The 24,137-nt window shown below is 70.7% G+C and carries 24 protein-coding genes and 2 tRNA genes; 16 read left to right on the forward strand and 10 right to left on the reverse strand.

Annotated features, from left to right (window positions below; all coding sequences use genetic code 11):
• On the forward strand, nucleotides 1-681 hold the full coding sequence (locus AMK33_RS09660) for an AIM24 family protein (RefSeq protein ID WP_073932368.1): 681 nt from the start codon (nucleotides 1-3) through the stop codon (nucleotides 679-681).
• 17 nt (nucleotides 682-698) lie between these two features.
• Entirely contained in the window at nucleotides 699-1,454 is a 756-nt protein-coding gene (locus AMK33_RS09665; RefSeq protein WP_073932369.1) for an AIM24 family protein, read from the forward strand.
• A gap of 48 nt (nucleotides 1,455-1,502) precedes the next feature.
• Here AMK33_RS09665 and AMK33_RS09670 read toward each other — a convergent pair whose 3' ends face one another.
• Both AMK33_RS09670 and AMK33_RS09675 read right to left on the reverse strand, forming a co-directional pair.
• A complete protein-coding gene (locus AMK33_RS09670; RefSeq protein WP_073932370.1) occupies nucleotides 1,503-2,024 on the reverse strand; it encodes an NUDIX hydrolase in 522 nt (173 codons plus the stop codon).
• Nucleotides 2,021-3,463 (reverse strand): zinc-dependent metalloprotease, encoded by a 1,443-nt coding sequence (locus AMK33_RS09675; RefSeq protein WP_073932371.1) that lies wholly within the window; start codon nucleotides 3,461-3,463, stop codon nucleotides 2,021-2,023. The genes AMK33_RS09670 and AMK33_RS09675 overlap by 4 nt, the downstream gene beginning before the upstream one ends.
• A gap of 192 nt (nucleotides 3,464-3,655) precedes the next feature.
• Between AMK33_RS09675 and AMK33_RS09680 the strand changes: the two genes are divergently transcribed.
• The 4 genes from AMK33_RS09680 to AMK33_RS09690 all read left to right on the forward strand — a co-directional run bounded on the left by AMK33_RS09680 (nucleotide 3,656) and on the right by AMK33_RS09690 (nucleotide 6,880).
• Nucleotides 3,656-4,768 (forward strand): SDR family oxidoreductase, encoded by a 1,113-nt coding sequence (locus AMK33_RS09680; protein WP_073932372.1) that lies wholly within the window; start codon nucleotides 3,656-3,658, stop codon nucleotides 4,766-4,768.
• Between the two features lie 110 nt (nucleotides 4,769-4,878).
• Nucleotides 4,879-5,337 carry a molybdenum cofactor biosynthesis protein MoaE gene (locus tag AMK33_RS09685; RefSeq protein WP_073932373.1) on the forward strand — a complete coding sequence of 153 codons (459 nt, stop codon included), beginning with the start codon at nucleotides 4,879-4,881 and terminating at the stop codon, nucleotides 5,335-5,337.
• Nucleotides 5,338-5,520: 183 nt separating this feature from the next.
• Nucleotides 5,521-5,685 (forward strand): hypothetical protein, encoded by a 165-nt coding sequence (locus AMK33_RS42795; protein WP_167748556.1) that lies wholly within the window; start codon nucleotides 5,521-5,523, stop codon nucleotides 5,683-5,685.
• A 100-nt stretch (nucleotides 5,686-5,785) separates the two neighbouring features.
• The gene (locus tag AMK33_RS09690) at nucleotides 5,786-6,880 is read left to right on the forward strand and encodes a YlbL family protein (protein WP_073932374.1); all 1,095 of its coding nucleotides are present in this window, start codon (nucleotides 5,786-5,788) and stop codon (nucleotides 6,878-6,880) included.
• A 9-nt stretch (nucleotides 6,881-6,889) separates the two neighbouring features.
• On the opposite strand, the gene AMK33_RS09695 is transcribed toward AMK33_RS09690, so the two are convergent.
• Nucleotides 6,890-7,432, reverse strand: a complete 543-nt coding sequence (locus tag AMK33_RS09695) for a PPA1309 family protein (protein WP_073932594.1) — start codon at nucleotides 7,430-7,432, stop codon at nucleotides 6,890-6,892.
• Between the two features lie 164 nt (nucleotides 7,433-7,596).
• On the opposite strand from AMK33_RS09695, the gene AMK33_RS09700 reads away from it, so the two are divergent.
• The 4 genes from AMK33_RS09700 to AMK33_RS09715 all read left to right on the forward strand — a co-directional run bounded on the left by AMK33_RS09700 (nucleotide 7,597) and on the right by AMK33_RS09715 (nucleotide 13,241).
• Entirely contained in the window at nucleotides 7,597-10,536 is a 2,940-nt protein-coding gene (locus tag AMK33_RS09700; protein ID WP_235618037.1) for a UPF0182 family membrane protein, read from the forward strand.
• A gap of 55 nt (nucleotides 10,537-10,591) precedes the next feature.
• A tRNA-Met gene (locus tag AMK33_RS09705) sits at nucleotides 10,592-10,665 on the forward strand.
• A 223-nt stretch (nucleotides 10,666-10,888) separates the two neighbouring features.
• A complete protein-coding gene (locus AMK33_RS09710) occupies nucleotides 10,889-12,706 on the forward strand; it encodes a tetratricopeptide repeat protein (RefSeq protein WP_201262997.1) in 1,818 nt (605 codons plus the stop codon).
• A gap of 461 nt (nucleotides 12,707-13,167) precedes the next feature.
• A tRNA-Met gene (locus tag AMK33_RS09715) sits at nucleotides 13,168-13,241 on the forward strand.
• Nucleotides 13,242-13,342: 101 nt separating this feature from the next.
• Here AMK33_RS09715 and AMK33_RS09720 read toward each other — a convergent pair.
• Nucleotides 13,343-13,759 carry a Fur family transcriptional regulator gene (locus tag AMK33_RS09720; protein ID WP_073932377.1) on the reverse strand — a complete coding sequence of 139 codons (417 nt, stop codon included), beginning with the start codon at nucleotides 13,757-13,759 and terminating at the stop codon, nucleotides 13,343-13,345.
• A 144-nt stretch (nucleotides 13,760-13,903) separates the two neighbouring features.
• On the opposite strand from AMK33_RS09720, the gene AMK33_RS09725 reads away from it, so the two are divergent.
• On the forward strand, nucleotides 13,904-15,355 hold the full coding sequence (locus AMK33_RS09725) for a catalase (RefSeq protein ID WP_235618030.1): 1,452 nt from the start codon (nucleotides 13,904-13,906) through the stop codon (nucleotides 15,353-15,355).
• A 71-nt stretch (nucleotides 15,356-15,426) separates the two neighbouring features.
• Here the strand turns inward: AMK33_RS09725 and AMK33_RS09730 are convergent, their stop codons facing one another.
• The gene (locus AMK33_RS09730) at nucleotides 15,427-15,828 is read right to left on the reverse strand and encodes a CBS domain-containing protein (RefSeq protein ID WP_073932379.1); all 402 of its coding nucleotides are present in this window, start codon (nucleotides 15,826-15,828) and stop codon (nucleotides 15,427-15,429) included.
• A gap of 170 nt (nucleotides 15,829-15,998) precedes the next feature.
• The gene (gene hisN / locus AMK33_RS09735) at nucleotides 15,999-16,799 is read right to left on the reverse strand and encodes a histidinol-phosphatase (RefSeq protein WP_073932380.1); all 801 of its coding nucleotides are present in this window, start codon (nucleotides 16,797-16,799) and stop codon (nucleotides 15,999-16,001) included.
• A 127-nt stretch (nucleotides 16,800-16,926) separates the two neighbouring features.
• On the opposite strand from hisN, the gene AMK33_RS09740 reads away from it, so the two are divergent.
• Nucleotides 16,927-17,538, forward strand: coding sequence for a TetR/AcrR family transcriptional regulator (locus AMK33_RS09740; RefSeq protein WP_073932381.1), 612 nt, complete (start codon nucleotides 16,927-16,929; stop codon nucleotides 17,536-17,538).
• An 8-nt stretch (nucleotides 17,539-17,546) separates the two neighbouring features.
• Here the strand turns inward: AMK33_RS09740 and AMK33_RS09745 are convergent, their stop codons facing one another.
• The 4 genes from AMK33_RS09745 to AMK33_RS09760 form a co-directional block, all read right to left on the reverse strand.
• On the reverse strand, nucleotides 17,547-17,870 hold the full coding sequence (locus tag AMK33_RS09745; RefSeq protein WP_048455705.1) for a DMT family transporter: 324 nt from the start codon (nucleotides 17,868-17,870) through the stop codon (nucleotides 17,547-17,549).
• 119 nt (nucleotides 17,871-17,989) lie between these two features.
• On the reverse strand, nucleotides 17,990-19,000 hold the full coding sequence (gene rsgA, locus AMK33_RS09750) for a ribosome small subunit-dependent GTPase A (protein ID WP_073932382.1): 1,011 nt from the start codon (nucleotides 18,998-19,000) through the stop codon (nucleotides 17,990-17,992).
• Between the two features lie 9 nt (nucleotides 19,001-19,009).
• Complete coding sequence (gene aroA / locus AMK33_RS09755) at nucleotides 19,010-20,326, reverse strand: 3-phosphoshikimate 1-carboxyvinyltransferase (RefSeq protein WP_073932383.1); 1,317 nt, start codon at nucleotides 20,324-20,326, stop codon at nucleotides 19,010-19,012.
• A gap of 128 nt (nucleotides 20,327-20,454) precedes the next feature.
• A complete protein-coding gene (locus AMK33_RS09760) occupies nucleotides 20,455-21,177 on the reverse strand; it encodes a M50 family metallopeptidase (protein WP_073932384.1) in 723 nt (240 codons plus the stop codon).
• A 60-nt stretch (nucleotides 21,178-21,237) separates the two neighbouring features.
• On the opposite strand from AMK33_RS09760, the gene AMK33_RS09765 reads away from it, so the two are divergent.
• From AMK33_RS09765 to rsrA, 4 genes are all read left to right on the forward strand, one after another.
• Entirely contained in the window at nucleotides 21,238-22,053 is an 816-nt protein-coding gene (locus tag AMK33_RS09765; protein WP_073932385.1) for an SOS response-associated peptidase, read from the forward strand.
• A 1-nt stretch (nucleotide 22,054) separates the two neighbouring features.
• Entirely contained in the window at nucleotides 22,055-22,786 is a 732-nt protein-coding gene (locus AMK33_RS09770) for an alpha/beta hydrolase family protein (RefSeq protein ID WP_073932386.1), read from the forward strand.
• A gap of 258 nt (nucleotides 22,787-23,044) precedes the next feature.
• The gene (gene sigR, locus AMK33_RS09775; RefSeq protein ID WP_201263010.1) at nucleotides 23,045-23,731 is read left to right on the forward strand and encodes an RNA polymerase sigma factor SigR; all 687 of its coding nucleotides are present in this window, start codon (nucleotides 23,045-23,047) and stop codon (nucleotides 23,729-23,731) included.
• On the forward strand, nucleotides 23,728-24,039 hold the full coding sequence (gene rsrA / locus AMK33_RS09780; RefSeq protein ID WP_030860228.1) for a mycothiol system anti-sigma-R factor: 312 nt from the start codon (nucleotides 23,728-23,730) through the stop codon (nucleotides 24,037-24,039). Before sigR ends, rsrA begins: the two co-directional genes overlap by 4 nt.
• Nucleotides 24,040-24,137 lie beyond the last annotated feature (98 nt).

Consider the following 24,137-nt stretch of genomic DNA (forward strand, 5'->3'; position numbering starts at 1 on the left):
ATGAACCAGCCACTCGCGGGCTACGCCCCCGCCCCCGTCACCGCTCGCATGGAGAACCACGGCAACCACATGGCGAAGATCGCCATGCAGACCGGGAACGATCTCCTCGCGCGTGTCGGATCGATGGTCGCCTACGAAGGGTTCGTCCAGTACGAGCCCAACCCGCCCGCCGTGCGCCAGATCGCCAAGGACTGGCTCACCGGTGAGGGCGCGCCGCTGATGAAGTGCTCCGGCGACGGCCTGCTCTACCTCGCCGACTACGGCGCCAACGTCGTCGTGATCAACCTCAACGGCGACGGCATCTCCGTCAACGCCACCAACCTGCTCGCCTTCGACGCCCACCTCACCTGGGGCGTGGAGCGGGTCAAGGGCCTGGCGAAGTTCGCCGGACAGGGCCTGTGGAACACCAAGATCTCCGGGCAGGGCTGGGTCGCGCTGACCTCGCGCGGCAAGCCGATCGTCGTGGACTGCGGTGGCGGCGACGACGAGACGTACGTCGACCCGGACGCCCTGGTCGCCTGGTCCCCGAACCTCAAGGTGAAGGGCAAGCGCAGCTTCCGGGCCCAGTCGCTGATCGGCCGCGGCAGCGGAGAGGCCTACCAGATGGCCTTCTCCGGTCAGGGCATCGTCGTCGTCCAGCCCAGTGAGGACAGCACCGACCGTCTCCGGGTCCGGGGCTGAGGGGGAGCAACAACACCATGCAGAGCCCGCTTTTCGCCTTCAACGACCAGCAGACCCAGGAGCGCTGGAGCCTGCAGAACCAGCAGATGCTCCGCGTCGCCCTGGAGGGCCACGACGACATCCTCGCCCGCAAGGGCACCATGGTCGCCTACCAGGGACTCGTCGAGTTCGACGCCGAGTTCCAGGGCAACAGCGCGTCACGCGCGCGTGCGCAGACCGGTGAGGGACTCGACCTGATGCGCTGCCACGGGCAGGGCACGGTCTACCTCGCCAACCTCGCCCAGCGCATCCACGTCATGGAGGTGGAGCAGGACGGGCTGACGGTCGACAGCAGCTATGTGCTCGCGATGGACTCCTCGCTGCACCACGAGGTGATCGCCGTCGACAGCCTGTACGGCATCTCCGGCTCCGGGAAGTACCAGCTCAACATCACCGGCAACGGCAGGGTCGCCCTGATGACCTCGGGCATGCCGCTGCTGATGCAGGTGACGCCGGACAAGTACGTCAACTGCGACGCCGACGCGATCGTCGCCTGGTCCACGTCCCTGCGCGTGCAGATGCAGGCCCAGACCCACTCCTCCGGGGTGTGGCGACGCCGCGGCAACACCGGTGAGGGCTGGGAGCTCAGCTTCATGGGCAGCGGCTTCGCGCTCGTCCAGCCCAGCGAGCTGCTGCCGCCGCAGAACGCCCAGATCGGCTCGGGCGTCGCCGCCCAGTACGGCATGGGACAGCAGGGGGCCCGCGGCCAGAACCAGGGCAACGTCTGGAGTTGAACGCACAGGTGAGGGGCGGCCGCAAGGCGGCCGCCCCTCACCCCTGTGTCAGACGCCCAGTCTCGTCCGGGTCGCTTCCACCAAACGGGTGACCGAGGTGTCGGCCACGTCCGGCACCTCGTCGTACGGGAACCAGCGCAGGTCGAGGGACTCGTCGCTGATCGCCTCGACGGCTCCGGACGGAGCCAGCGCCGCGTACTGGACGTCCAGATGCCAGGCACACGGCGTGTGATGACGGTCCAGACGCACGGGGCCACCGGGGACCAGGGACAGTCCCGCGATGCCGGACTCCTCCGTCGCCTCCCGCAGGGCCGCCGCCGCGAGCGAGACGTCACCCGGCTCGCAGTGCCCGCCCATCTGGAGCCACATCCGCAGCTTCCGGTGCAGGGTCAGCAGTACCCGGCCCCGCTCGGGATCGATCACCAGGCCGCTCGCCGTGATGTGACCGTCCGTACAGGCCTTCCACATGCCGTCCGGATGCGCCGCGAGATGGTCCAGATAGGTCTGGCGCAGCTCGGGCTGGTCCTCGTACTCCTTGAGCACGAGGACCGCGTCGTCGTGAAGGCTCACTCGGCGTCGTCGCCCTTGCTCTCGCCCTCGTCCTCGGCCTCGTCCTTCTTCTTGAGGTCGGGCTTGCCGGCGGCCTCGCCGAGCATCTTGTCCAGCTCGGAGAAGTCGATCTGCTCGCGGTGCACGAAACCGTCCGGGTCGTCCAGGTCGGTCGCCGTCGGCAGCATGTCCGGGTGCGCCCACAGGGCGTCCCGGCCGTCGACCCCGCGCGCGTCGGTGAGCGAGGCCCACAGGCGCGAGGCGTCGCGCAGCCGGCGCGGGCGCAGCTCCAGACCGATCAGCGTGGCGAACGTCTGCTCCGCCGGGCCACCCGAGGCGCGGCGGCGGCGCAGCGTCTCGCGCAGCGCGTCGGCCGACGACAGCCGCGGCTTGGCCGCGGCGTGCACCACGGCGTCCACCCAGCCCTCGACGAGCGCCAGTGCCGTCTCCAGACGGGCCAGGGCGGCCTTCTGCTCCGGTGTGTCCTCCGGCTGGAACATGCCCTGCTGGAGGGCCTCCTGCAGCTGCTCGGGGTTCTGCGGGTCGAACTGGCCGACGACGTCCTCGAGCTTGCCGGTGTCGACCTTGATGCCGCGCGCGTAGCCGTCCACGGCACCGAACAGGTGCGAGCGCAGCCACGGGACGTGCGCGAACAGGCGGTGGTGGGCGGCCTCGCGCAGGGCGAGATACAGCCGCACCTCCTCCTGGGGGACGCCCAGGTCCTTGCCGAACGTCTCGATGTTCAGCGGCAGCAGCGCGGCCCGCCCGGCCGGGCCCAGCGGCAGGCCGATGTCGGACGAGCCGACGACCTCACCGGCGAGCACACCGACGGCCTGCCCGATCTGCGTGCCGAACATGGCGCCGCCCATGGAGCGCATCATGCCGATCAGCGGGCCGGCCATGGCCTGCATCTCCTCCGGCAGCACATCGCCCATCGCGTTCCCGACGCGCTCGGCCACCGGGTCGACCAGTTCCCGCCACGCCGGAAGGGTGGCCTCCACCCACTCCGCGCGGCTCCAGGCCACGGCGGAGCCGGCGCCCGAGGGCAGGGAGGTCGCGTCGTCCAGCCACAGGTCGGCCAGACGGACCGCTTCCTCCACGGCCCTGCGGTCGGCGGGCCCGACGCTCGCGTCCTTCGAGCCCTCCGCGGTGCCCTGCGAGACGGTCTGCCGGGCGATCTGCTTGGCCATGTCCCAGTTCACCGGCCCGCCCTCGTAGGAGAGCATCTGGCCGAGCTGCTGGAACGCCGCGCCCAGGTCGTTGGGGTTCAGCGACCCGAACATCGCGGCGAACGGATTGTCCGCGCCAGGGCCGCCAAAGCCTCCGGCTCCGGGCATGCCGAAGCCGAACGGGTTGGCCGGGCCCTGACCACCACCGCTCTGCGGGTCCTTCTTCTTGCCCTCGTCGCCGTCGTCCGGCTCCTCCGGCGGAAGGCCGAATCCGAATGGGGTGTCACTCACGGGTTTCCTCGGCTGGTAGGGCCACCGGTTCTTTCCGGCGGCACGGCTGCCCGACAACACCACCCAGCGTAGACACCTGAAGCGGTTCGGGCCTCGGTGCTTCGCCGACAGAAGGCCTGCGGCAGGATGGATGCCACCTGGTACGTACGCGTCGCTCGCGCCCGTACTGAAGACAACCGCTGGAGACGCCCGGTGAGTTCCCCAGATCCACAGGTTCGCGCAGCGCGAAACAAGTCAACCGGTGCCGCGGCACGCGGCCCCGTCGTCGCGGTCACCGGTGCCGCGTCCGGCATCGGCGCGCTGCTCACCGCGCGGCTCGCCGCCTCGGAGGAGGTCAAGCAGGTCATCGCCATCGACGAGCGGCGCGGCGAGTGCGCCGAGGCGCGCTGGCACATCCTGGACGTACGGGACCCGGCCATCGCGGACAAGCTGCGCGGGGCCGACGCGGTGGTCCATCTCGCGCTCGACCTCGATCTGGAGACCGATGCCGCCGCCCGGACGGCCTACAACGTGCGGGGCACGCAGACGGTGCTGACGGCCGCCGCGGCCGCCGGGGTGCACCGAGTGGTGCTGTGCACGTCGACGATGGTCTACGGGGCGCTGCCGGACAACGAGCTGCCGCTGTCCGAGGACGCGGAGCTGCGGGCCACGGCGGAGGCCACGGGGGTCGGCGACCTCCTGGAGATCGAGCGGCTCGCGCGCCGGGCGCCCAGGGCGCACCCGGGGCTCAATGTCACGGTCGTGCGCCCCGCCGTGCTGGTGGGAGGCACCGACACCGCGCTGACCAGGTACTTCGAGTCGCCCAGGCTGCTCGTGGTGGCCGGGTCGCGGCCCGCGTGGCAGTTCTGTCACGTCCAGGATCTGTGCAGCGCCCTGGAGTACGCCGTCCTGGAGAAGGTCGACGGTGAGCTGGCCGTCGGCTGCGACGGATGGCTGGAGCAGGAGGAGGTCGAGGAGCTCAGCGGGATCCGGCGGATGGAGCTGCCGTCGGCGGTCGCGCTCGGCGCGGCGGCCCGGCTGCACCGGATCGGGCTCACCCCGTCCCCGGCCGGGGACCTGGCCTACACGATGTACCCCTGGGTGGTGAGCGGGAGCCGGCTGCACGACGTCGGGTGGCGGCCCGCGCACACCAACGAGGAGGTGCTCGCGGAGCTGCTGGAGGAGGTGTCCGGCAGGCACACGGTCGCCGGCCGGCGACTGGGGCGCAAGGACGCGACGGCGGCGGGCGCCGCGGGAGCGACGGTGGCCCTGCTGGGCGCGGCCGCGGTGGTACGACGGGCGCGCAAGGCCCGGCGCCGGATCTGACGGGCCTCCTGCGGGAAGCCGCCTCCTGTAGGAAGCTCCGAACGGGCACGCGCGCGTGCCGGGCGATGACGCTGTTCCGCGTTGTCGCCGGGGTGGGGCACGATGGAGACATGGCATCCACGCACGATCACCCGGGTGAGCAGGCCGCACAGGACCCGATCAAGCTGATCTCGATCCGCGACACGCCGCTGTCCGTGGACGAGGTCCTCCACGCGGTCGGGGACGACGCGGCCGGCGGGACGGCGCTGTTCGTCGGGACCGTGCGCAACCACGACGGGGGCGCCGACGTCGACGAACTCGGCTATTCGTGCCACCCCGGCGCCGAGGACGAGATGCGGCGGATCGCCGAGAAGGTCGCCGCCGAGTACCCCGTCCGGGCACTGGCCGCCGTGCACCGGGTGGGAGACCTCCGGGTCGGTGACCTCGCCGTGGTCGTCGGCGTGTCGTGCCCGCACCGGGGGGAGGCCTTCGAGGCCTGCCGGAAGCTGATCGACGACCTCAAGCACGAGGTGCCCATCTGGAAGCACCAGCGGTTCTCGGACGGCACAGAGGAATGGGTCGGCGCATAGCGCCGTCGTTGAGGGGTGGTGGTCGGGCGACGGGAGGGCGGGTGGGCGCCTGCTGAGGCGACCATGACAGACCCCCGGACCTCCGGTTGCGTAACCCCACCCCTGGCGTGAGCGTTGTCACTGCGGATGGTTAATCTGCTGATCAGTCAGTGTTGCGGACGCTCATGGGGTTGGGAGGTCGGCATGGCGGCACTCGCCTGGTTGCTGATTCCGCTGGTGGCCGCGATCGGAGCGGGACTGTGGGGCAGTTGGGCCAATCGCACCCGCAAGGTGCGGAGCGACGGCCCCGAACTCATCGGTTACGCCCGGTTCCGCGAGGCCATGGAAAAGCCGCGCTCGGGTAGCTGAAGGCCAAAGAACAGCAGGTCACGGCGTACGGAGTGAGCAGGGCCGCCCGTCCGGGCGGCCCTGACGGTGCGCTGACAGGCCTGTCCCGTACTGTCGAGGCATGCCACGCCGCACCGCGACGATGCTCGCCTCCACCCTGATGCTGATCGCGCTCCTGTGCGCGGGAGTGTTCATCCCCGTGCCCTACTCGGAGATGTCCCCGGGGCCGACGGTGAACACGCTGGGCGAGCACGACGGCGAGCCGGTGCTGCGGATCTCCGGGCACAAGACCTATCCGACGGACGGTCACCTCAACATGACCACGGTGCGGGTCACCAGCGCCGACTACCGGATGAACCTCGTCGAGGCCGTCTACGGATGGCTCGCGCACGACAACAAGGTCGTCCCGCACGAGACCCTCTACCCCGACGGCAAGACGGAGGAGGAGTCCACCCAGGAGAACGCCGAGGAGTTCAGCCAGTCCCAGGAGAGCGCCAAGGTCGCGGCCCTGAAGGAACTCGACGTCCCGGTGAAGTCCTGGGTGATCGTCTCCACGGTGGTCAAGGGGTCCCCGTCCGAGGGCAAGCTGCACGCGGGCGACGTGATCAAGACCGTCGACGGCGAGGCGGTGAAGGAACCGGCCGACGTCGCCGAGCGGGTGACCGAGCACAAGCCGGGCGAGGACGTCGTCTTCACCATCGTGCCGGCCGAGGAGCAGGCCGCCGCCGAGAAGGAGAACCGGACGGCGACGAAGACCAAGAAGGTGACGATCACCACCACGACCTCCGAGGACGGCGGCGAGAAGCGCGCCATCGTCGGGATCTCCGCCGGGACCGACCACACCTTCCCGTTCAGCATCGACATCAAGCTCGCCGACGTCGGCGGGCCGAGCGCGGGCCTGATGTTCGCGCTCGGCATCTACGACAAGCTCACCCCGGGCAGCCTGACCGGCGGCGAGTTCGTCGCCGGCACCGGCACCATCGACGACGACGGCAAGGTGGGGCCGATCGGCGGGATCCAGATGAAGACGGTCGGCGCGCGCGACAAGGGCGCCGAGTACTTCCTCACGCCCGCCGACAACTGCGCGTCCGCCGCCAAGGACACCCCCGAGGGCCTCACCCTCGTGAAGGTCGACACCATCGACGACGCCCTGGGCGCCCTGGAGGACATCCGCTCCGGCGACACCGCGGACCTGCCGAAGTGCACGGCCTCCTGACCGGCCCCGCTACTCCTCGAACGTCGCCGTCAGCGCCTGAGCCAGGCCCGGCACCAGCTCGGAGCCGGTGAGGACCTCCGTGGCGGAGTCCTTCTCACGCAGCCGCAGGGCCGACTCGCGGGCCCCGTCGCGCAGCACCGCGACCGTCATCCGGACCTCCTGACGCTCCGGGTGCCGCGCCACCCACTTCGTCAGCGCGGCCTCGTCCAGGTCCTTGGGGACCTGGGCCTCGGCCGACGGCGGCAGCATCAGCCGCTCCACGGTCAGGGCACAGCCGGTCACCGCGTCGGGCCAGGCGATGGTGCCCAGGAACTCGTCGAGCGGCTTGCCCGTTGGAATCTCGTCCTGCTCGATCGGGGTGAGAGCGGTTGTCTCCTGTTCGTCGCCCAGACCGAGCCGGTCCGCGAGCGAGGGCTGTTCGGCCCGCAGCCGGGCGGTGTCGACGAGGGCGAACAGGCGGGCGGGCTGGTCCCAGCCGAGGCCGGAGACGTACTCGTCGATCTCGAGCACGGCCCGGGTGAGCGGGTTGGCCGCCATGGGTGTGTTGGACATGGTCACAATCCTCTCTCGTTCCTGGCCGGAATCGGGAACCGAGTAAAGCGTGAGTAAGTTGCATAGGTGTGGGCCTGCGATCACGGGGGACCACACACGGTCCGTGAAGACGCGGGCCTGACGAATCAACAGCGAACTTCGAGGTGCCTACCTTGGCTTTCCAGATGCCGGACCGCGGCGGAGGCCCGACGGGGCCACGGATCAGAGTGGGCCGCCCGTCCCGGCGGGTCCGGACCCTGCTCATGACACTGGGCGTCCTGGCCGTCCTCGGCATGGTGTTCACCATGTTCGCGGGCTTCTGGACCGACTGGCTGTGGTATCGCTCGGTCAACTACTCGTCGGTGTTCACGACGACCCTGTGGACCAAGATCGGGCTGTTCTTCGTCTTCGGTCTGCTGATGGCCCTCGCGGTCGGCTTCAACATCTGGCTGGCACACCGCATGCGGCCGCCGCTGAGCGCCATGTCGATGGAGCAGCAGAACCTAGACCGGTACCGGATGGGCATCGCCCCGTACAAGAAGTGGCTGCTGCTCGGCATCACCGCGCTGGTGGGCCTGATCGCCGGCGCCTCGGCGTCGAGCCAGTGGCGGACCTGGCTGATGTGGGTCAACGGCGTGTCCTTCGGCCAGAAGGACCCGCAGTTCAAGCTCGACGTCTCCTTCTACGCCTTCGACCTGCCCTGGTACCGGTTCCTGCTCGGCTTCGGCTTCGCCGCCACGATCCTGGCGCTGATCGCCGCCGCGCTCACCCACTACCTGTACGGCGGACTGCGCGTCACCAGCCCGGGCGCGCGCGCCACGGCCGCGGCCACCGGACACCTGTCGGTGCTCCTCGGTGTCTTCGTCGCCCTGAAGGCGGTCGCCTACTGGCTCGACCGGTACGGACTGGCGGTGAAGTCCAGCGACTTCAAGGCCACCGACAACTGGACGGGCCTCAGGTACGTCGACGCCAACGCCTACCTGCCGGCCAAGACGATCCTGTTCTGCATCGCCGTGATCTGCGCGCTGCTGTTCTTCGCCACCCTGTGGCGGCGCACCTGGCAGCTGCCCGTGATCGGCTTCGGCCTGATGGTGCTGTCGGCGATCCTCATCGGCGGTCTGTACCCGGCGATCGTGCAGAAGTTCCAGGTCCAGCCGAACGAGCAGGCCAAGGAAGCGCCGTACGTCGAGAAGAACCTCAAGGCCACGCGTGAGGCCTACGGCATCGACGACTCCAAGGTCACCGACTACCCGGGCACGAGCCAGACCGAGGACAAGACCCAGCTGCGGGACGACGTCACCGACACGGCGAGCATCCGGATCATGGACCCGAACATCGTCTCGCCGACGTTCCAGCAGCTCCAGCAGATCAGGAACTACTACGCGTTCCCGACCAACCTGGACGTCGACCGGTACGCCGTCGACGGCGAGGAGCAGGACACGGTCATCGGTCTGCGCGAGCTGAACCTGGACGGCATCCCCAAGCGGAACTGGATCAACGACCACTTCCGCTACACCCACGGATACGGTGTCGTCGCGGCCGAGGGCACCAGCGTGGACTCCGGCGGCCGTCCGAACTTCATCGAGTCCGACCTGCCCTCCAAGGGCGAACTCCCGGAGTACGAGCAGCGCGTCTACTACGGCGAGCGCACCACCACGTACTCGATCGTCGGCGGTCCCCAGAAGGAGATCGACTACTCCGACGACAGCGGCGAGAAGACGTACAGCTACAAGGGCGACAGCGGGATCGACCTCGAGAACCCGATCAACCGGGCCGCCTACGCGGTCGCGTTCAGCGAGCCGCAGATCCTGTACTCCGGGGCGATCGGCGAGGGATCGCGGATCCTGTACAACCGCACGCCCAAGGAGCGCGTCGAGGCGATCGCCCCGTGGCTGACCATCGACGGCGACGCCTACCCGGCGGTCGTGGACGGCCGTATCCAGTGGATCGTCGACGCCTACACCACCACCAACGGCTATCCGTACGCGTCGCGGACGACCCTCGGCGACACCACGGCCGACTCGCTGACCGCCACCAACGACCAGCGCGCGGTGGTGGCCCAGCAGAACCAGGTCAACTACATCCGCAACTCGGTGAAGGCGACCGTCGACGCGTACAGCGGCGAGGTCAAGCTCTACCAGTGGGACACCCAGGACCCCGTCCTGAAGACCTGGATGAAGGCCTTCCCGGACACGGTGCAGCCGAAGACCGAGATCTCCAGCGCGCTGATGGCCCATCTGCGGTATCCGCAGGACCTGTTCAAGGTGCAGCGCGAACTGCTGACCCGCTACCACGTGAAGGACGCCACCACGTTCCTCTCGGGCAGCGAGGTGTGGGAAGTACCGGACGACCCGACCAACAAGACGGGCGACGCGGTGCCTCCGTACTACCTGAGCATGAAGATGCCCGACCAGCAGGAGCAGACCTTCTCGCTCACCACGACGTTCACACCGAACGGCCGTGACAACCTCAGTGCCTTCATGGCGGTGAACGCCGATCCGGGCACCGAGGACTACGGCAAGATCAGAGTGCTGAAACTGCCGACCAGCACCACGGCCGCCGGACCCAAACAGGTCCAGAGCCAGTTCAACTCCGAACAGAACATCGCCGAGTCCATCAGGCTGCTGAGAGGCGGCGACTCCGAGGTCGAGTACGGCAACCTGCTGGCCGTCCCCCTCGACGGCGGACTGCTCTACGTGGAGCCGGTCTACGTACGCGGTGGTGGGCTGAAGTACCCGCTGCTGCGGAAGGTGCTGGTGACCTACGGAGGCCAGACCGCCTTCGAGGACACCCTCGACCAGGCCCTCAACAAGATCTTCGGGGGTGAGGGCACGACCACCGAGCCACCACCGGGCGAGGACGAGGGAACCGGCGAGGAGGAAGGCACGACGCCGCCGCCGACGTCCGACAACCCCACGGTCCAGGAGGCGCTGAACGACGCCCAGAAGGCCTTCGAGGCCGGCCAGGAAGCCCTGAAGAAGAACGACTGGGAGGCCTACGGCAAGGCACAGAAGGACCTGGAGGACGCGCTGCGCAAGGCCGAGGAGGCCCAGTCGGCCGAAGGAGGTGGCGGCGCCGGCGGCGGGGAGAGCAGCCCCAGTCCCGACGCGAGTCCGAGCAGTTAGCGAGCAGGCTGGTCAAACGCCCGTCCCGCGCCGTGCTACGGTTGCAACACAACGGCGCGGGGTGGAGCAGCTCGGTAGCTCGCTGGGCTCATAACCCAGAGGTCGCAGGTTCAAATCCTGTCCCCGCTACTCACGTCGCGAAGTCGGCGACATCAAAGGCCCGGATTCCTCAAGGAATCCGGGCCTTTGTGATGGGCGAACGCATGTGCCTGGGCGGTTGACGGCCGTGCCGCCGACGGGAGTTGGCCGATCTGTGTTTGACTTGTCTCTCTGTGGGCATGTCGACAAAACGCTGTAGTGACCTCACTGACTGCGGTATACCAGGTGTACCCAGGTTGCAGGTGGTGCGACGATGGATGTTATGGGGGACAAGGCAACTCTGTTCGAGACAGGGCGTTTTGTGAAGTCCTCCTCTCAGGAGGAACCCCGAGACGAGACGGGGGAGGCCGCCGACGAGGCGGCCGAGGAGCTGCGTCAGCGGCTCGCCGCCGAGGCCGGCGACGTCGAGGCGATGAGCGTCCTCGGCGCCATGCTGCTGCGCCGCGGTGATCTCGACGGAGCCGAACCCCATCTGCGTGCCGCCACCACCGCGGGCGACCGCGCCGCCGCCAACAACCTGGGTGTCCTGCTGCACCAGCGGGGCTACGCCGACGAGGCCGCCGGCTGGTGGCGGATCGCCGCCGTGGCCGGCTCCACCGCGGCGGCCCACGCGCTCGGCCGCCACCACCGGGAGCGCGGGGACGAACCCGCCGCCGAGTACTGGCTGCGCCAGTCCGCCGAGCAGGGCCACACCCTCGGCGCGTACGCCCTCGCCGACCTGCTGGAACACCGTGGGGACACGGCCGGGGCCGAGCGCTGGATGCGGGCCGCCGCCGAGCGTGGGCACCGGGAAGGGGCGTACCGGCTGGCCCGCGCGCTGGACCGTGGGGCCGCGCGGGAGAGCGACGACGGCGCCGCCGCGCTGGTACGGGAGGCCGAGCAGTGGTACCGGCAGGCCGCCGCGCGGGGACACCGCCGGGCCGCGCTGCACCTCGGGGCGATCCTGGAGCGGCGCGGCGAGCTCAAGGAGGCCGGCCGCTGGTACCTGACCTCCGCCAAGGACGGCGAGACCCGGGCCGCCTGCGCGCTCGGCTTCCTGCTGCGCGACGCCGGGGACACCGAGAACGCCGCCGTGTGGTGGCTGCGGGCCGCGCAGGACGGCGACGGCAACGCCGCCAACGCGCTGGGCGCGCTGCACGCCGAGCGGGGCGAGACCCAGACCGCCGAGCGCTGGTACCGGGCCGCGATGGACGCCGGTGACATCAACGGCGCGTACAACCTCGGGCTGCTCTGCGCCGACCAGGGCCGGACCGGCCCGGCCGAGCAGTGGTACCGCCGGGCCGCGTACGCCGGTCACCGCGAGGCGGCGAACGCGCTGGCGATCCTGCTGCTGCGGGCCGGGGACGAGACCGGCGCGGAGCCGTGGTTCTCCAAGGCCGCGGAGACCGGCAGCGTGGACGCCGCCTTCAACCTCGGCATCCTGCACGCGGGCCGGGGCGAGGAGCGGTCCGCGCTGCGCTGGTACGAGCGGGCGGCCGCCGCCGGGCACATGGAGGCGGCGCTCCAGGTCGGGATGGCGCGGCTGCGGGAGGGCGAGGAGGGCGAGGCGGAGCGGTTCCTGCGGTGTGCGGCGGGCGGGGGGAGCGCCGAGGCGGCGTACCGGCTGGCGACGGTGCTGGATGCCCGTAGGCCGCCGGAGCCGGCGCACGAGCTGGGGGAGCCGGTGAACCGGCGCAGCGAGTGCGAGGAGTGGTACGAGCGGGCGGCCTCGCAGGGGCACCGGCGGGCGCAGGTGCGGGTCGGGATGCTCGCGGCGGCACGGGGGGATGTCGTCGAGGCGGCGCGGTGGTACCGGGAGGCGGCGGAGGCCGGGTCGCGGAACGGGGCGTTCAATCTGGGGTTGCTGCTGGCTCGTGAGGGGAGTGAGCCGGAGGCGGTCGTGTGGTGGACCCGGGCGGCCGATGCGGGGCACGGTCGGGCGGCGTTGCGGCTCGCGCTGGTCTGTGCGCGGCGGGGGGAGCTTGCGGAGGGGCAGCGGTGGGCGGAGCGGGCGGCTGCGCTGGGGCCTCCGGCGGTTACGGAGCGGGCGGCGCGGTTGCGGGACGCGTTGCGGGAGGAACTGTCCGCCTGAGGGCTGGGCGGGGTGGGTCGCGCGGCCCGGCGTGTGCGGGGTGCCTCCCCCGCTCTCGGCTTCTCCCCCACTCTCGGCTTCTCCCCCGCTCTCGGCTTCTCCCCCGCTCTCGGCTTCTCCCCCGCTCTCGGCTTCGCTCGAGCGGGAGGTACCCCCATGAGCGGGAGGTACCCCCACCGCCCACCCGTGCCGCCCTGGGGGTGCCTCCCAGGCCCTTGAGGCATTGGGGGAGGCACGACTGCCCGCGGATGGCGGGGCATGCGACTGCCGGGGCGGGGAGCCGCCCCAGCGGTGCGACTGTCCGCAGTGGAGGGGTGTCCTGCGCGGCCCCAGGGGCCGCGTCGTCGTCGGCGACGACGAACCGCACCTGGCGTACCGCCGCCCGACGCGACTGCCCGCAGTTACGGGCGGGAACGGATTTGCTTCTGTTGGATGTCTTGACGTAGTGTTCCATTCATCGACGCGGGGTGGAGCAGCTCGGTAGCTCGCTGGGCTCATAACCCAGAGGTCGCAGGTTCAAATCCTGTCCCCGCTACTGAAGGCCGAGGGCCGGAATCCGACAGGGTTCCGGCCCTCGGCTTTTAGCCCCGGCATCCATCGGATGCCGGGGCTTTCGTTCAAGCGTGTGTGTGCCGCCTACGCCGCCGCGCAGTTCGGGCAGACTCCGCGGTACGTCACCTCGACGTCGGAGACCGTGAAGCCGAAGCGCTCCGTGTCGGGGAGGTCGGCCAGCGGGTTGCCGGTCGGGTGGACGTCGCGGATCGCGCCGCACTGCGCGCACACCAGGTGGTGGTGCGGGCGGTGCGCGTTGGGGTCGTACCGCTTGGCCCGCTTGTCCGTGGCGACCTCCAGCACCTCACCGAGCGAGACCAGCTCGCCCAGGGTGTTGTAGACGGTCGCCCGGGAGATCTCGGGCAGCTTGGCGACAGCCCTGGAGTGCACCTCGTCGGCCGTCAGGTGGACGTGTTCGCCGTCGAGGACCTCGGCTACGACACGGCGCTGCGCGGTCATCCGCCATCCACGTCCACGGAGCCGTTCCAAAAGGTCACTCATAGGCACCAGCCTAACAGCAGGGGGACAAAGATCCCGAACGGGTGTGACTTTGGAGCTTTACTTGACTTAGACATTGTCCATTGTAGGATCGGGATCGGATTTGGCCAAGGCACAGGTTGGTCAGTGATGACGCAGGAGGCGTACGTGACGCAGGGACCGCTTACTACGGAGGCCGGTGCTCCGGTTGCCGACAACCAGAACAGCGAGACCGCGGGCGTCGGTGGCCCGGTCCTCGTTCAGGACCAGCTCCTTCTGGAGAAGCTGGCCCACTTCAACCGTGAGCGCATCCCGGAGCGTGTGGTGCACGCCCGCGGCGCCGGTGCCTACGGCACCTTCACGGTGACCGCCGACGTCACGCGGTACACGCGGGCCGCGTTCCTCTCCGAGGTCGGCAAGGAGACGGAGACCTTCCTCCGCTTCTCGACGGTGGCCGGCAACCTGGGCGCCGCGGACGCCGTGCGCGACCCGCGCGGTTTCGCGCTGAAGTTCTACACCGAGGAGGGCAACTACGACCTCGTCGGCAACAACACCCCGGTGTTCTTCATCCGGGACGCGATCAAGTTCCCGGACTTCATCCACACCCAGAAGCGCGACCCGTACACGGGCTCGACGGAGGCGGACAACGTCTTCGACTTCTGGGGTCTGTCGCCCGAGTCCACGCACCAGGTGACCTGGCTGTTCGGTGACCGCGGCATCCCGGCGTCGTACCGCCACATGGACGGCTTCGGTTCGCACACCTACCAGTGGAACAACGAGGCCGGCGAGGTCTTCTGGGTCAAGTACCACTTCAAGACGGACCAGGGCATCAAGAACCTGACCGCCGAGGAGGCCGAGATCCTCGCGGGCAAGGACCCCGACTCCCACCAGCGGGACCTGCGCGAGGCCATCGAGCGCGGCGAGTTCCCGTCCTGGACCGTCTACGTCCAGGTGATGCCGGCGGCCGAGGCGGCCACGTACCGCTTCAACCCGTTCGACCTGACCAAGGTCTGGCCGCACGCGGACTACCCGCTGATCGAGTTCGGCAAGCTGGAGCTCAACCGCAACCCGCAGAACATCTTCGCCGAGGTCGAGCAGTCCATCTTCAGCCCCGCCCACTTCGTGCCGGGCATCGGCCCCTCCCCGGACAAGATGCTCCAGGGCCGCCTCTTCGGGTACGGCGACGCCCACCGCTACCGCGTCGGCATCAACGCCGACCACCTGCCGGTGAACCGCCCGCACGCCACCGAGGCGCGCACCAACTCCCGTGACGGCTACCTGTACGACGGCCGCCACGGGGGCGCGAAGAACTACGAGCCGAACAGCTTCGGCGGTCCGACCCAGACGGGCCGCTCGCCGTGGCAGCCCATCGCGGTCACCGGTGTCACCGGTGAGACGGTCACGCCCGTCCACGCCGAGGACAACGACTTCGTCCAGGCGGGCAACCTGTACCGGCTGATGACGGAGGAGGAGAAGGAGCGCCTGGTGAACAACCTGGCGAACGCCATCTCCGGGGTCACGCGCGACGACATCGCCGAGCGCGCGATCAACAACTTCCGTCAGGCGGACGAGGACTTCGGCAAGCGGCTGGAGGCCGCGGTCCAGGCCCTGCGCGGCTGATTCCAGCGCTGGACCGCTTGTCGAAACACGGGCCGGACTCCCTCGCGGGGTCCGGCCCGTCCCGCATGCCACTACGCCGGTACCCGCTGGGCCGGCGGCCGCTGAGGTGCCCAGCAGCGGATGATGTCGCGGACCGAGACGATGCCGGCCGGCTCGTCCCGGTCGAGGACGATCAGATGGCGGAAACCGCCGTGGGCCATGGTGACGGCGGCCTCCTCCAGGGTCCAGGACGGAGCGGCGAACACGACGTCGGTGGTGGTGTGGGCGTGGGCGCGCTCGGTGTCGGGGTCCTGGCCGAGCCCGACGGAGTTGAGGACGTCCCGCTCGGTGAGGATGCCGATGCCGGTGCCGTCGGGATCGAGGACCACGGCCGCGCCCACCCGGCGGGCGGACATCAGGGCGGCGGCCTGGCGCAGGGTGTGGGCGGGGCCGATGGTGAGGACCAAGGTGCTCATGGCGTCACGGACGAGCATGGATGGAGCCACCTCCTACCGGAAAACGCGAGGTCGTGGGCGTGGGAGCCCGTTCGTTCGCGATTTCACAAGTTCACAAGTGGGGGAACTCTCAGAGTGGCAGGCAAAGCGGGGGTCAACAAGAGGGCGCGTGCGGCCGATCGGGGGCGCGCACGCTCGGCCCGTGCTGCTCAGTAACGCTGGTTGAGGTACCCCAGCAACTCGTCGTGCAGCAGCCCGTTCGACGCGGCCGCGTTGCCGCTGTGCGGTCCGGGGCGGCCGTCGAGCCCGGTGAAACTGCCGCCCGCCTCCGTGACCACGATCGCGGTGGCCGCCATGTCCCACAGGGACAGCTCCGGCTCGGCGCACAGGTCCACCGACCCCTCGGCGACCATCATGTACGGCCAGAAGTCGCCGTACGCGCGCGTGCGCCACACCTCGCGGGTCAGGTCGAGGAAGCCGTCCAGACGCCCCTGCTCCTCCCAGCCGCTGAGCGAGGAGTACGCGAAGGAGGCGTCGGAGAGCCGGGAGACGCGGGAGACGTGCAGCCGGGAGGCCGACGACAGACTGCGGCCGGCGAAGGCGCCGTGCCCCTGCGCGGCCCACCAGCGGCGGCCGAGGGCTGGGGCGGAGACGACCCCGACGACCGGCTGGAAGCCCCCCTCACCGGCCTCCATCAGGGAGATCAGCGTGGCCCACACGGGCACCCCGCGCACGTAGTTCTTGGTGCCGTCGATCGGGTCGATCACCCAGCGCCGGGGTCCCGTGCCCTCCACCCCGTACTCCTCGCCCAGCACCGCGTCCCTCGGGCGGGCGCGCTTGAGGTGGCCGCGGATGAGTTCCTCGGCGGCCTTGTCCGCCTCACTCACCGGCGTCATGTCCGGTTTGGTCTCCACCTTGAGGTCGAGAGCCTTGAACCGTTCCATCGTCGCGGCGTCGGCGGCGTCCGCCAGGACATGGGCGAGACGCAGGTCGTCGAGGTAGTCGGGCATGCAACGAACGGTATCTGCCGTGATCGGTGCGGGGCCACCGGGGGCGGCTCCCGCGGACCCTTGACAGTGCCCGACGGCGCGTCAAATCTAACCGCAGGGTCGGCCGCTCGCCCCGAGGGAGGCGAAGATGCCTGCAGCGCGGGAATCTCTGCTGGACGCCGCTTACACGGCACTGGCGCGTCGCCCGTGGTCCGCGGTGCGGATGGTGGACGTGGCCGCCGCGGCCGGGGTCTCCCGCCAGACGCTGTACAACGAGTTCGGCAGCAAGGACGGCCTCGCCCGGGCCCTCGTCCGCAGGGAGGCCGACGGCTACCTCGCCGGCGTCGACCGCGCCCTCACCGGCCCCGCGGACCCGCGCGACCGGCTGACCGCGACCGCCGAGTGGACCACCGCGAGCGCCCGTGAGAACACCCTGGTCCGCGCCATGCTCACCGGCTGCTGGGGCGAACGCCTGCCCGCCCCGGGCCTCGCGGCCGTGACGTCCGGATCCGCCGCGCCCGCGCAGCGCCGCGCCGACGGCCCGCTGCCCTCACCCGCCGACCTCGTCGCCCTCGTCCGCGACCGTGCCGTCGCAGTCCTGGCCGGCCCCGGCGTCCCCCGGTCCGACACCGCCGACCTGGCCCGCTCCTGCGAGCTGGTGATCCGCCTCGCCCTGTCCTGCGTCACCGCGCCCCCGGCCGACACCGGCGTCGCCGACCTGGTGCGCGGCGCCCTGCACCGCCAGCCGGTGGTGCCGTAGCGGGGCGGTCAGTGCGCGGACCCCGACAACTGCAGCCCGATCACGCCGACGATCACGAACGTGATCGACACGATCTTCAGCGTCGACACCAGGTCCCCGAGGAACACCATCCCGTAGATGGCCGTCCCCGCCGCGCCGATGCCCGTCCACACCGCGTACGCGGGCCCCACGTCCAGCTTCTTCAGCGCCAGGGTCAGCAGCCCGAAGCTGCCCAGCGCGAACGCGCAGAACGCGATGGTCGGCCACAGCCGGGTGAAGCCGTGCGACAGCTTCAGACACACGGCGAAGCCGGTCTCGAGCAACCCGGCCACTATGACCAGCAGCCACGCCATGTGTCGTCCTCCCGCATTCCCCACGTACAGTGACCGCTTCGTCAGGTTCGACAGGTTCGGGTCCGGCTCGGTGCGATTATGCACTTACCGTCCGGAGGCCACGACAAACAACGCGGAGGTCAGTCGCCCTCCGTGCGCTCCCGCGTCGAGAGCAGCCGCCGCAGCGAGTACAACCGCGCCGGGTCCGCGTGCCCCTCGGCCACCCACGCGTCCAGCGCGCAGTCCGGCTCGTCGTGACTGCACGCGCGCGGACATCCCTCCGTGCCCGGCTCGAGATCGGGGAAGGCGTGGATCACCCGGGACGGGTCGACGTGGTGGAGCCCGAAGGACCGCACCCCCGGCGTGTCGATCACCCAGCCCTCGGCGCCCGACAACGGCAGCGCCAGCGCGGACGTCGTCGTGTGCCGACCCCGCCCGGTCACCGCGTTGACATGTCCGGTCGTACGCCGTCGTTCCTCCGGCACCAGCGCGTTGACCAGCGTCGTCTTGCCGACTCCGGAGTGCCCCACGAACGCGGTGATCCGGCCGTCCAGCTGCTCCCGCACCCGGTCCGCCGCCTCGCCGCTCTCCAGCTCCGCGCGGCTGGTCACGACGTACGGGATGTCGAGGTCGCCGTACAGCTCCAGCAGCTTGTCCGGCGGCGCGAGGTCCGACTTGGTCAGCACCAGCAGCGGCTCCAGGCCACCGTCGTACGCCGCGACCAGGCAGCGGTCGATCAGCCGCGGACGGGGTTCGGGGTCGGCGAGGGCGGTGACGACGGCGAGCTGGTCGGCGTTGGCGACGACGACCCGCTCGTAGGGGTCGTCGTCGTCCGCGGTACGGCGCAGCACCGACGCGCGCTCCTCGATCCGTACGATCCGCGCGAGCGTGTCCTTCTTCCCGGACAGGTCGCCCACGAGCGCCACCCGGTCACCGACCACCGCCGCCTTGCGGCCCAGCTCACGGGCCTTCATCGCCAGTACGACCCGGTCCTCGACGAGGCAGGTCAGCCGGCCCCGGTCGACGGTGAGGACCAGGCCCGGGGCCGCGTCCTCGTGCTTGGGCCGGATGTGGGTGCGCGGCCGGTTGCCCTTGCGGTTGGGGCGGGAGCGGATGTCGTCCTCGTCGGTGTGCTTGCCGTAGCGGCGCATGGTGAACCCCTACGCCCCGAGCATCCCGGTCCACAGCTCGGGGAAGTCCGGCAGGGTCTTCGCCGTGGTGGCCACGTTCTCGATCTGCACGCCCTCGACCGCGAGGCCGATGATCGCGCCGGCGGTGGCCATGCGGTGGTCCTCGTAGGTGTGGAAGACACCGCCGTGCAGCCGGCGCGGGCGGATGTGCAGACCGTCGGCGGTCTCGGTGACGTCGCCGCCGAGTTCGTTGATCTCCTTGGTCAGCGCGGCCAGCCGGTCCGTCTCGTGCAGCCGGAGGTGGGCCACGCCCCGCAGGGTCGACGGTGAGTCCGCGAGCGCCGCCACGGCCGCGATCCCGGGCGTCAGCTCGCCGACCTCGCCGAGGTCCACGTCGATGCCGTGGACCGCCCCGGAGCCGGTGAAGACCAGCCCGATCTCGGTCAGCTCGCAGGAACCGCCCATCTCGGTGAAGATCTCCCGCAGCCGGTCACCGGGCTGGGTGGTACGGGCCGGCCAGTCCGGGATCACGACCTTGCCGCCGGTCACCAGCGCCGCCGCCAGGAACGGCTGGGCGTTGGACAGGTCCGGCTCGACGGTCAGGTCCCGGCCCAGCAGGGCGCCCGGCGTGACCCGCCAGACGTTCGGCTCGCCGCCCGACTCGGGGGTGTCCACCTGGGCACCCACCGCGCGGAGCATGTCGACGGTCATCCGGATGTGCGGCAGGGACGGCAGCGTCGCCCCGGTGTGGCGGACCTCGACGCCCTGGTTGAAGCGCGGCGCGGACAGCAGCAGGGCGCTGACGAACTGGGAGGACGAGGACGCGTCGACCTCCACGGTGCCGCCGTCCAGGGCGCCGCCGCCGTGCACGGTCATCGGCAGCGCGCCGCGGTCCTCGTCGTCGATCCGGGCACCCAGGTGGCGCAGCGCGTCGATGGCGCCGTTCAGGGGACGCTCGTACGAGCGGGGGTCGCCGTCGAAGCGGACGGGGCCGTCGGCGAGGGTGGCGACCGGGGGCAGGAACCGCATCACCGTGCCGGCGTTGCCGACGTCGACGGTGGCCGGGCCGCGCAGGCCCGTGGGGAGCACCCGCCAGGCCTCGCCGGTGCCGTCCGGGCCGACGCCCTCCTCGATCTCCACGCCCATCGCGCGCAGGGCGCCGGCCATCAGCAGGGTGTCGCGGGAACGCAGCGGGCGGCGCAGCCAGCCCGGCTCGGAGGCGAGGGCGGCGAGGACGAGGGCACGGTTGGTGACCGACTTGGACCCGGGCACGTGGACCGTCGCGTCGACGGCTCCGCTCGCGTGCGGGGCGGGCCAGAGGGCGGTGTGTGCGGGGTTTCGGGCCATGGGGCCCACTCTATAAGGAGGGGGGCTGTGCAGGCCGCTTGTCGGCTGCGGGTCCGTTCTGGCTGGTCGCGCAGTTCCCCGCGCCCCTTCGGGGAGCTGTCCGCGGCCTGGCCGACAGGCGCTGTGGCCTACAGCTCCAGGAGCCACCGACCGCCGCCCAGCAACGCGCACAGTGACACCGCGTGGAACAGGAACAGCCACAGGCCCGCCGGGACGTGGGTCAGCCTCGACAGTTGGTCCGCGTCCGAGTCGGGTGCGCCGCCGTGGGAGCGTTTGGCCTGGAGTTCGAAGGCCGGGCGCACTCCGCCGAGGAGCAGGAACCAGACCACGGCGTACGCGAACGCCGCCTGCACCTGGGGTCCGGTCAGCCAGGACACCAGGACGAAGGTGCCGCCGGTGACGACCACGGTCAGCGCGCCGTACGCGTTGCGGATCATCACCAGCATCGCCAGCAGCAGCACCGTGGCCAGCCACAGCAGCAGCGTGATGCGGCCGGCGCCGAGCAGTGCGGCGCCGCCCAGGCCCAGCAGCGGGGGAGCGGTGTAGCCGGCGGCGGCCGTGAGGATCATGCCGATGCCGTGCGGCTTTCCGCGGCTGACGGTCAGACCGCTGGTGTCCGAGTGCAGACGTATCCCCGTCAGCGTGCGGCCGGTGAGCAGCGCCACCAGACCGTGCCCGCCCTCGTGGGCGATCGTGACGGCGTTCCGGGACAGCCGCCACAGCCCCTGCGGTACGACGACGGCGGCCGCGGCGACCAGTGTGGCGACGACCACCCACACATCCGGGTCGGGCTGGGTGCCGGAGACCTCGTCCCAGAGGGAGGCGAGTGAGGCGGACGCGGTACTGACCATGCTTTCCATCTGTTTCCGATTGCTCCCTCTACGCGTACGGAGTCTGGCAGTGTTGCACGTATGTGCGGACGTTATGCAGCGAGTCGCAGGCCCGAGGATCTCGCGGGAATCTTTGAAATCGACAAGTGGGAGCCGGAGGAGACTCTGGAGCCCGACTACAACGTGGCGCCGACCAAGGAGGTCTACGCCGTCCTCGACCGTGCTCTGAAAGACGTGGCGGACCCGCGCCCGGTTCGGCAGCTCCGGAAGCTGAAGTGGGGCCTGGTGCCCTCCTGGTCCAAGACGCCCGAGGGCGCCGCCCGGATGATCAACGCCCGCGCGGAGACCGTCCACGAGAAGCCGTCCTACCGCCGCGCCTTCTCCTCCCGGCGCTGCATCCTGCCCGCCGACGGCTACTACGAGTGGGTCACCGGCAAGCAGGAGCGGGACCTGGAGGTCGAGGGGAAGAAGAAGCGGCCCCGCAAGCAGCCCTACTTCGTGACGCCGGCCGACGGCTCGGTGTTCGCCATGGCCGGGCTGTACGAGTTCTGGCGGGACAAGACGCTGCCGGACGACCACCCCCGGGCCTGGTGGGTGACGTGCTCCGTCATCACCACCGAGGCGGAGACCGACCCGCTCGCCGTGTCACCGGCGGACGGCCCGCACACCCTCGCCGGGATCCACCCGCGGATGCCGCTGATGCTCACACCGGACCGCTGGGACGCCTGGCTCGATCCCGCCCGCACCGACGTCGGCGAACTGCGCGAGCTGCTCGCCCCGCCGCCCTCCGGCCTGATGCGCGCCTACCCGGTCCCCACGGCCGTCAGCAACGTCCGCAACAACGGACCGGAGCTGCTGGAAGAGCTGGCCGCGCCGGAAGAGGGCACACTCTTCTGACGTGACCCCCGACACGGCAGACACGACCGACGCGACCGATACGACCGGCACGACCGAGACCGTCGAGACGGACGCCGGCACCGCCCGCATCACCTGGCACCCCGCCCGGCGCCGCGCCCGCCTCGTCCTCGCGGTGAGCCACGGCGCCGGCGGCGGCATCGAGGCCCGGGACCTGAAGGCGCTCGCCGCCGGGCTGCCCGCACACGGCGTGACCGTCGCCCTGGTCGAACAGCCCTGGCGGGTGGCCGGCAAGAAGATGGCCCCCGCGCCGAAGACCCTCGACACCGGCTGGCGCGGCATCTGGCCCGCGCTGGCGAAGCCGGGCCTGCCGGTGATCTCGGGCGGACGCAGCGCCGGCGCCCGCGTCGCCTGCCGCACCGCCACGGAGCTCGGCGCCCACGCCGTACTCGCCCTGAGCTTCCCCCTGCATCCGCCGGGCAGGCCCGAGAAGTCCCGCGCCGACGAACTGCTCGGCGCGGGGGTGCCCACCCTCGTCGTCCAGGGCGGCAACGACCCGTTCGGCAGGCCCGGGGAGTTCCCCGAGTACGGGAGGGGCCGCGCGCAGCGCGTCGGTGCAAGGGCGGTGGTGGGAGACGGGTGGGCGTACGAACTGGTCGAGGTGCCCCACGGCGATCACGGCTTCGCCGTGCCCAAGCGGGCGGACCTCACGCAGGAGGAGGCCGTGACGGTGATCACGGACGCGGTCGTGCGGTGGACCGGCACACTCGGGTGAGGCCCGGGAATGCCCGGACGGCTCCCGCTGTTGGGACGGACGTACATGCCGGTCAACGGCATCACCGTCGTAGGAGAGGAAGTCCGCCGCATGGGTTCGACCTTCTGCCCGAGCCGCAGCAGCAGCCGCCCCGACCTGGACTGGACGGTGCTGCACGCGGCCAAGACCGCCCCTATTCGGGCGGCGGGTGGACCGGATCGTCGTCTATCCTCCGATTCGGGTGAGACCGCCTTCGGTCTCACGACAACTCTGGAGGAGGTGGGTCCGGTTCCCGGTACCGACGCAGGGACCGAACACGGCCAGGCGGAGCAGCCCGAGGGCCAGGGCAGCACGGGCGCGGAGTCGACCGCGGAGCGCAGCGCGCGCTTCGAGCGGGACGCGCTCGAGTTCCTCGACCAGATGTACTCGGCCGCCCTGCGCATGACGCGCAACCCGGCCGACGCGGAGGACCTGGTGCAGGAGACGTACGCCAAGGCGTACGCGTCCTTCCACCAGTTCCGTGAGGGCACCAACCTCAAGGCGTGGCTGTACCGGATCCTCACCAACACCTTCATCAACTCGTACCGCAAGAAGCAGCGCGAACCCCAGCGCAGCGCGGCCGAGGAGATCGAGGACTGGCAGCTCGCGCGCGCCGAGTCGCACATGTCCACGGGTCTGCGCTCCGCGGAGTCGCAGGCGCTGGACCACCTGCCCGACTCGGACGTCAAGGAAGCGCTCCAGGCGATCCCGGAGGAGTTCCGCATCGCGGTGTACCTCGCCGATGTGGAGGGCTTTGCCTACAAGGAGATCGCGGACATCATGGGGACACCCATCGGTACGGTGATGTCCCGGCTGCACCGTGGCCGCCGTCAGCTGCGCGGCATGCTGGAGGACTACGCGCGTGAGCGCGGACTGGTCCCGGCCGGCGTCGGAGAGTCGAACGAAGCGAAAGGCTCGGGGTCATGAGCTGCGGAGAGCCGCACGAGACGGATTGCAGCGAAATCCTCGATCATCTCTACGAGTTCCTCGACCGTGAGATGCCGGATTCCGACTGTGTGAAGTTCGAGCACCACTTCGAGGAATGCTCGCCGTGCCTGGAGAAGTACGGGCTCGAGCAGGCGGTGAAGAAGCTGGTCAAGCGCTGCTGCGGACAGGACGACGTGCCGGGCGACCTGCGCTCCAAGGTCATGGGCCGGCTCGACCTGATCCGCTCCGGCCAGGCCGTCCCCGACCAGGACATCACGGCCTCGCCGGCCGCACCGCAGGAGTCCTGACACTCCGCGGTCCCCCGGCCCCTGTGTCACTCGAACGTGCTAATCCGCGGGTTATCGGCCCGTGGAGGCACCCCCCGCCGTCCTAGGCTCCAGAGCCT

This window comes from Streptomyces sp. CB02400 (assembly GCF_001905725.1).
GTDB classification, from domain to species: Bacteria; Actinomycetota; Actinomycetes; order Streptomycetales; family Streptomycetaceae; genus Streptomyces; species Streptomyces atrovirens.

Bases quoted from the DNA above. Each gene is read 5' to 3' on its own strand.
- AMK33_RS09665 (WP_073932369.1), top strand. From the start codon at position 699: ATGCAGAGCCCGCTTTTCGCCTTCAACGACCAGCAGACCCAGGAGCGC.
- AMK33_RS09700 (WP_235618037.1), top strand. From the start codon at position 7,597: ATGCCGGACCGCGGCGGAGGCCCGACGGGGCCACGGATCAGAGTGGGC.
- rsgA (WP_073932382.1), bottom strand. From the start codon at position 19,000: ATGCGCCGCTACGGCAAGCACACCGACGAGGACGACATCCGCTCCCGC.
- AMK33_RS09730 (WP_073932379.1), bottom strand. From the start codon at position 15,828: ATGCTCGTCCGTGACGCCATGAGCACCTTGGTCCTCACCATCGGCCCC.
- AMK33_RS09740 (WP_073932381.1), top strand. From the start codon at position 16,927: ATGCCTGCAGCGCGGGAATCTCTGCTGGACGCCGCTTACACGGCACTG.
- AMK33_RS09695 (WP_073932594.1), bottom strand. From the start codon at position 7,432: ATGTCCAACACACCCATGGCGGCCAACCCGCTCACCCGGGCCGTGCTC.
- AMK33_RS42795 (WP_167748556.1), top strand. From the start codon at position 5,521: ATGGCGGCACTCGCCTGGTTGCTGATTCCGCTGGTGGCCGCGATCGGA.
- rsrA (WP_030860228.1), top strand. From the start codon at position 23,728: ATGAGCTGCGGAGAGCCGCACGAGACGGATTGCAGCGAAATCCTCGAT.
- AMK33_RS09690 (WP_073932374.1), top strand. From the start codon at position 5,786: ATGCCACGCCGCACCGCGACGATGCTCGCCTCCACCCTGATGCTGATC.
- hisN (WP_073932380.1), bottom strand. From the start codon at position 16,799: ATGCCCGACTACCTCGACGACCTGCGTCTCGCCCATGTCCTGGCGGAC.
- AMK33_RS09720 (WP_073932377.1), bottom strand. From the start codon at position 13,759: ATGAGTGACCTTTTGGAACGGCTCCGTGGACGTGGATGGCGGATGACC.
- AMK33_RS09685 (WP_073932373.1), top strand. From the start codon at position 4,879: ATGGCATCCACGCACGATCACCCGGGTGAGCAGGCCGCACAGGACCCG.
- AMK33_RS09760 (WP_073932384.1), bottom strand. From the start codon at position 21,177: ATGGTCAGTACCGCGTCCGCCTCACTCGCCTCCCTCTGGGACGAGGTC.
- AMK33_RS09660 (WP_073932368.1), top strand. From the start codon at position 1: ATGAACCAGCCACTCGCGGGCTACGCCCCCGCCCCCGTCACCGCTCGC.
- aroA (WP_073932383.1), bottom strand. From the start codon at position 20,326: ATGGCCCGAAACCCCGCACACACCGCCCTCTGGCCCGCCCCGCACGCG.
- AMK33_RS09765 (WP_073932385.1), top strand. From the start codon at position 21,238: ATGTGCGGACGTTATGCAGCGAGTCGCAGGCCCGAGGATCTCGCGGGA.
- AMK33_RS09745 (WP_048455705.1), bottom strand. From the start codon at position 17,870: ATGGCGTGGCTGCTGGTCATAGTGGCCGGGTTGCTCGAGACCGGCTTC.
- AMK33_RS09710 (WP_201262997.1), top strand. From the start codon at position 10,889: ATGGATGTTATGGGGGACAAGGCAACTCTGTTCGAGACAGGGCGTTTT.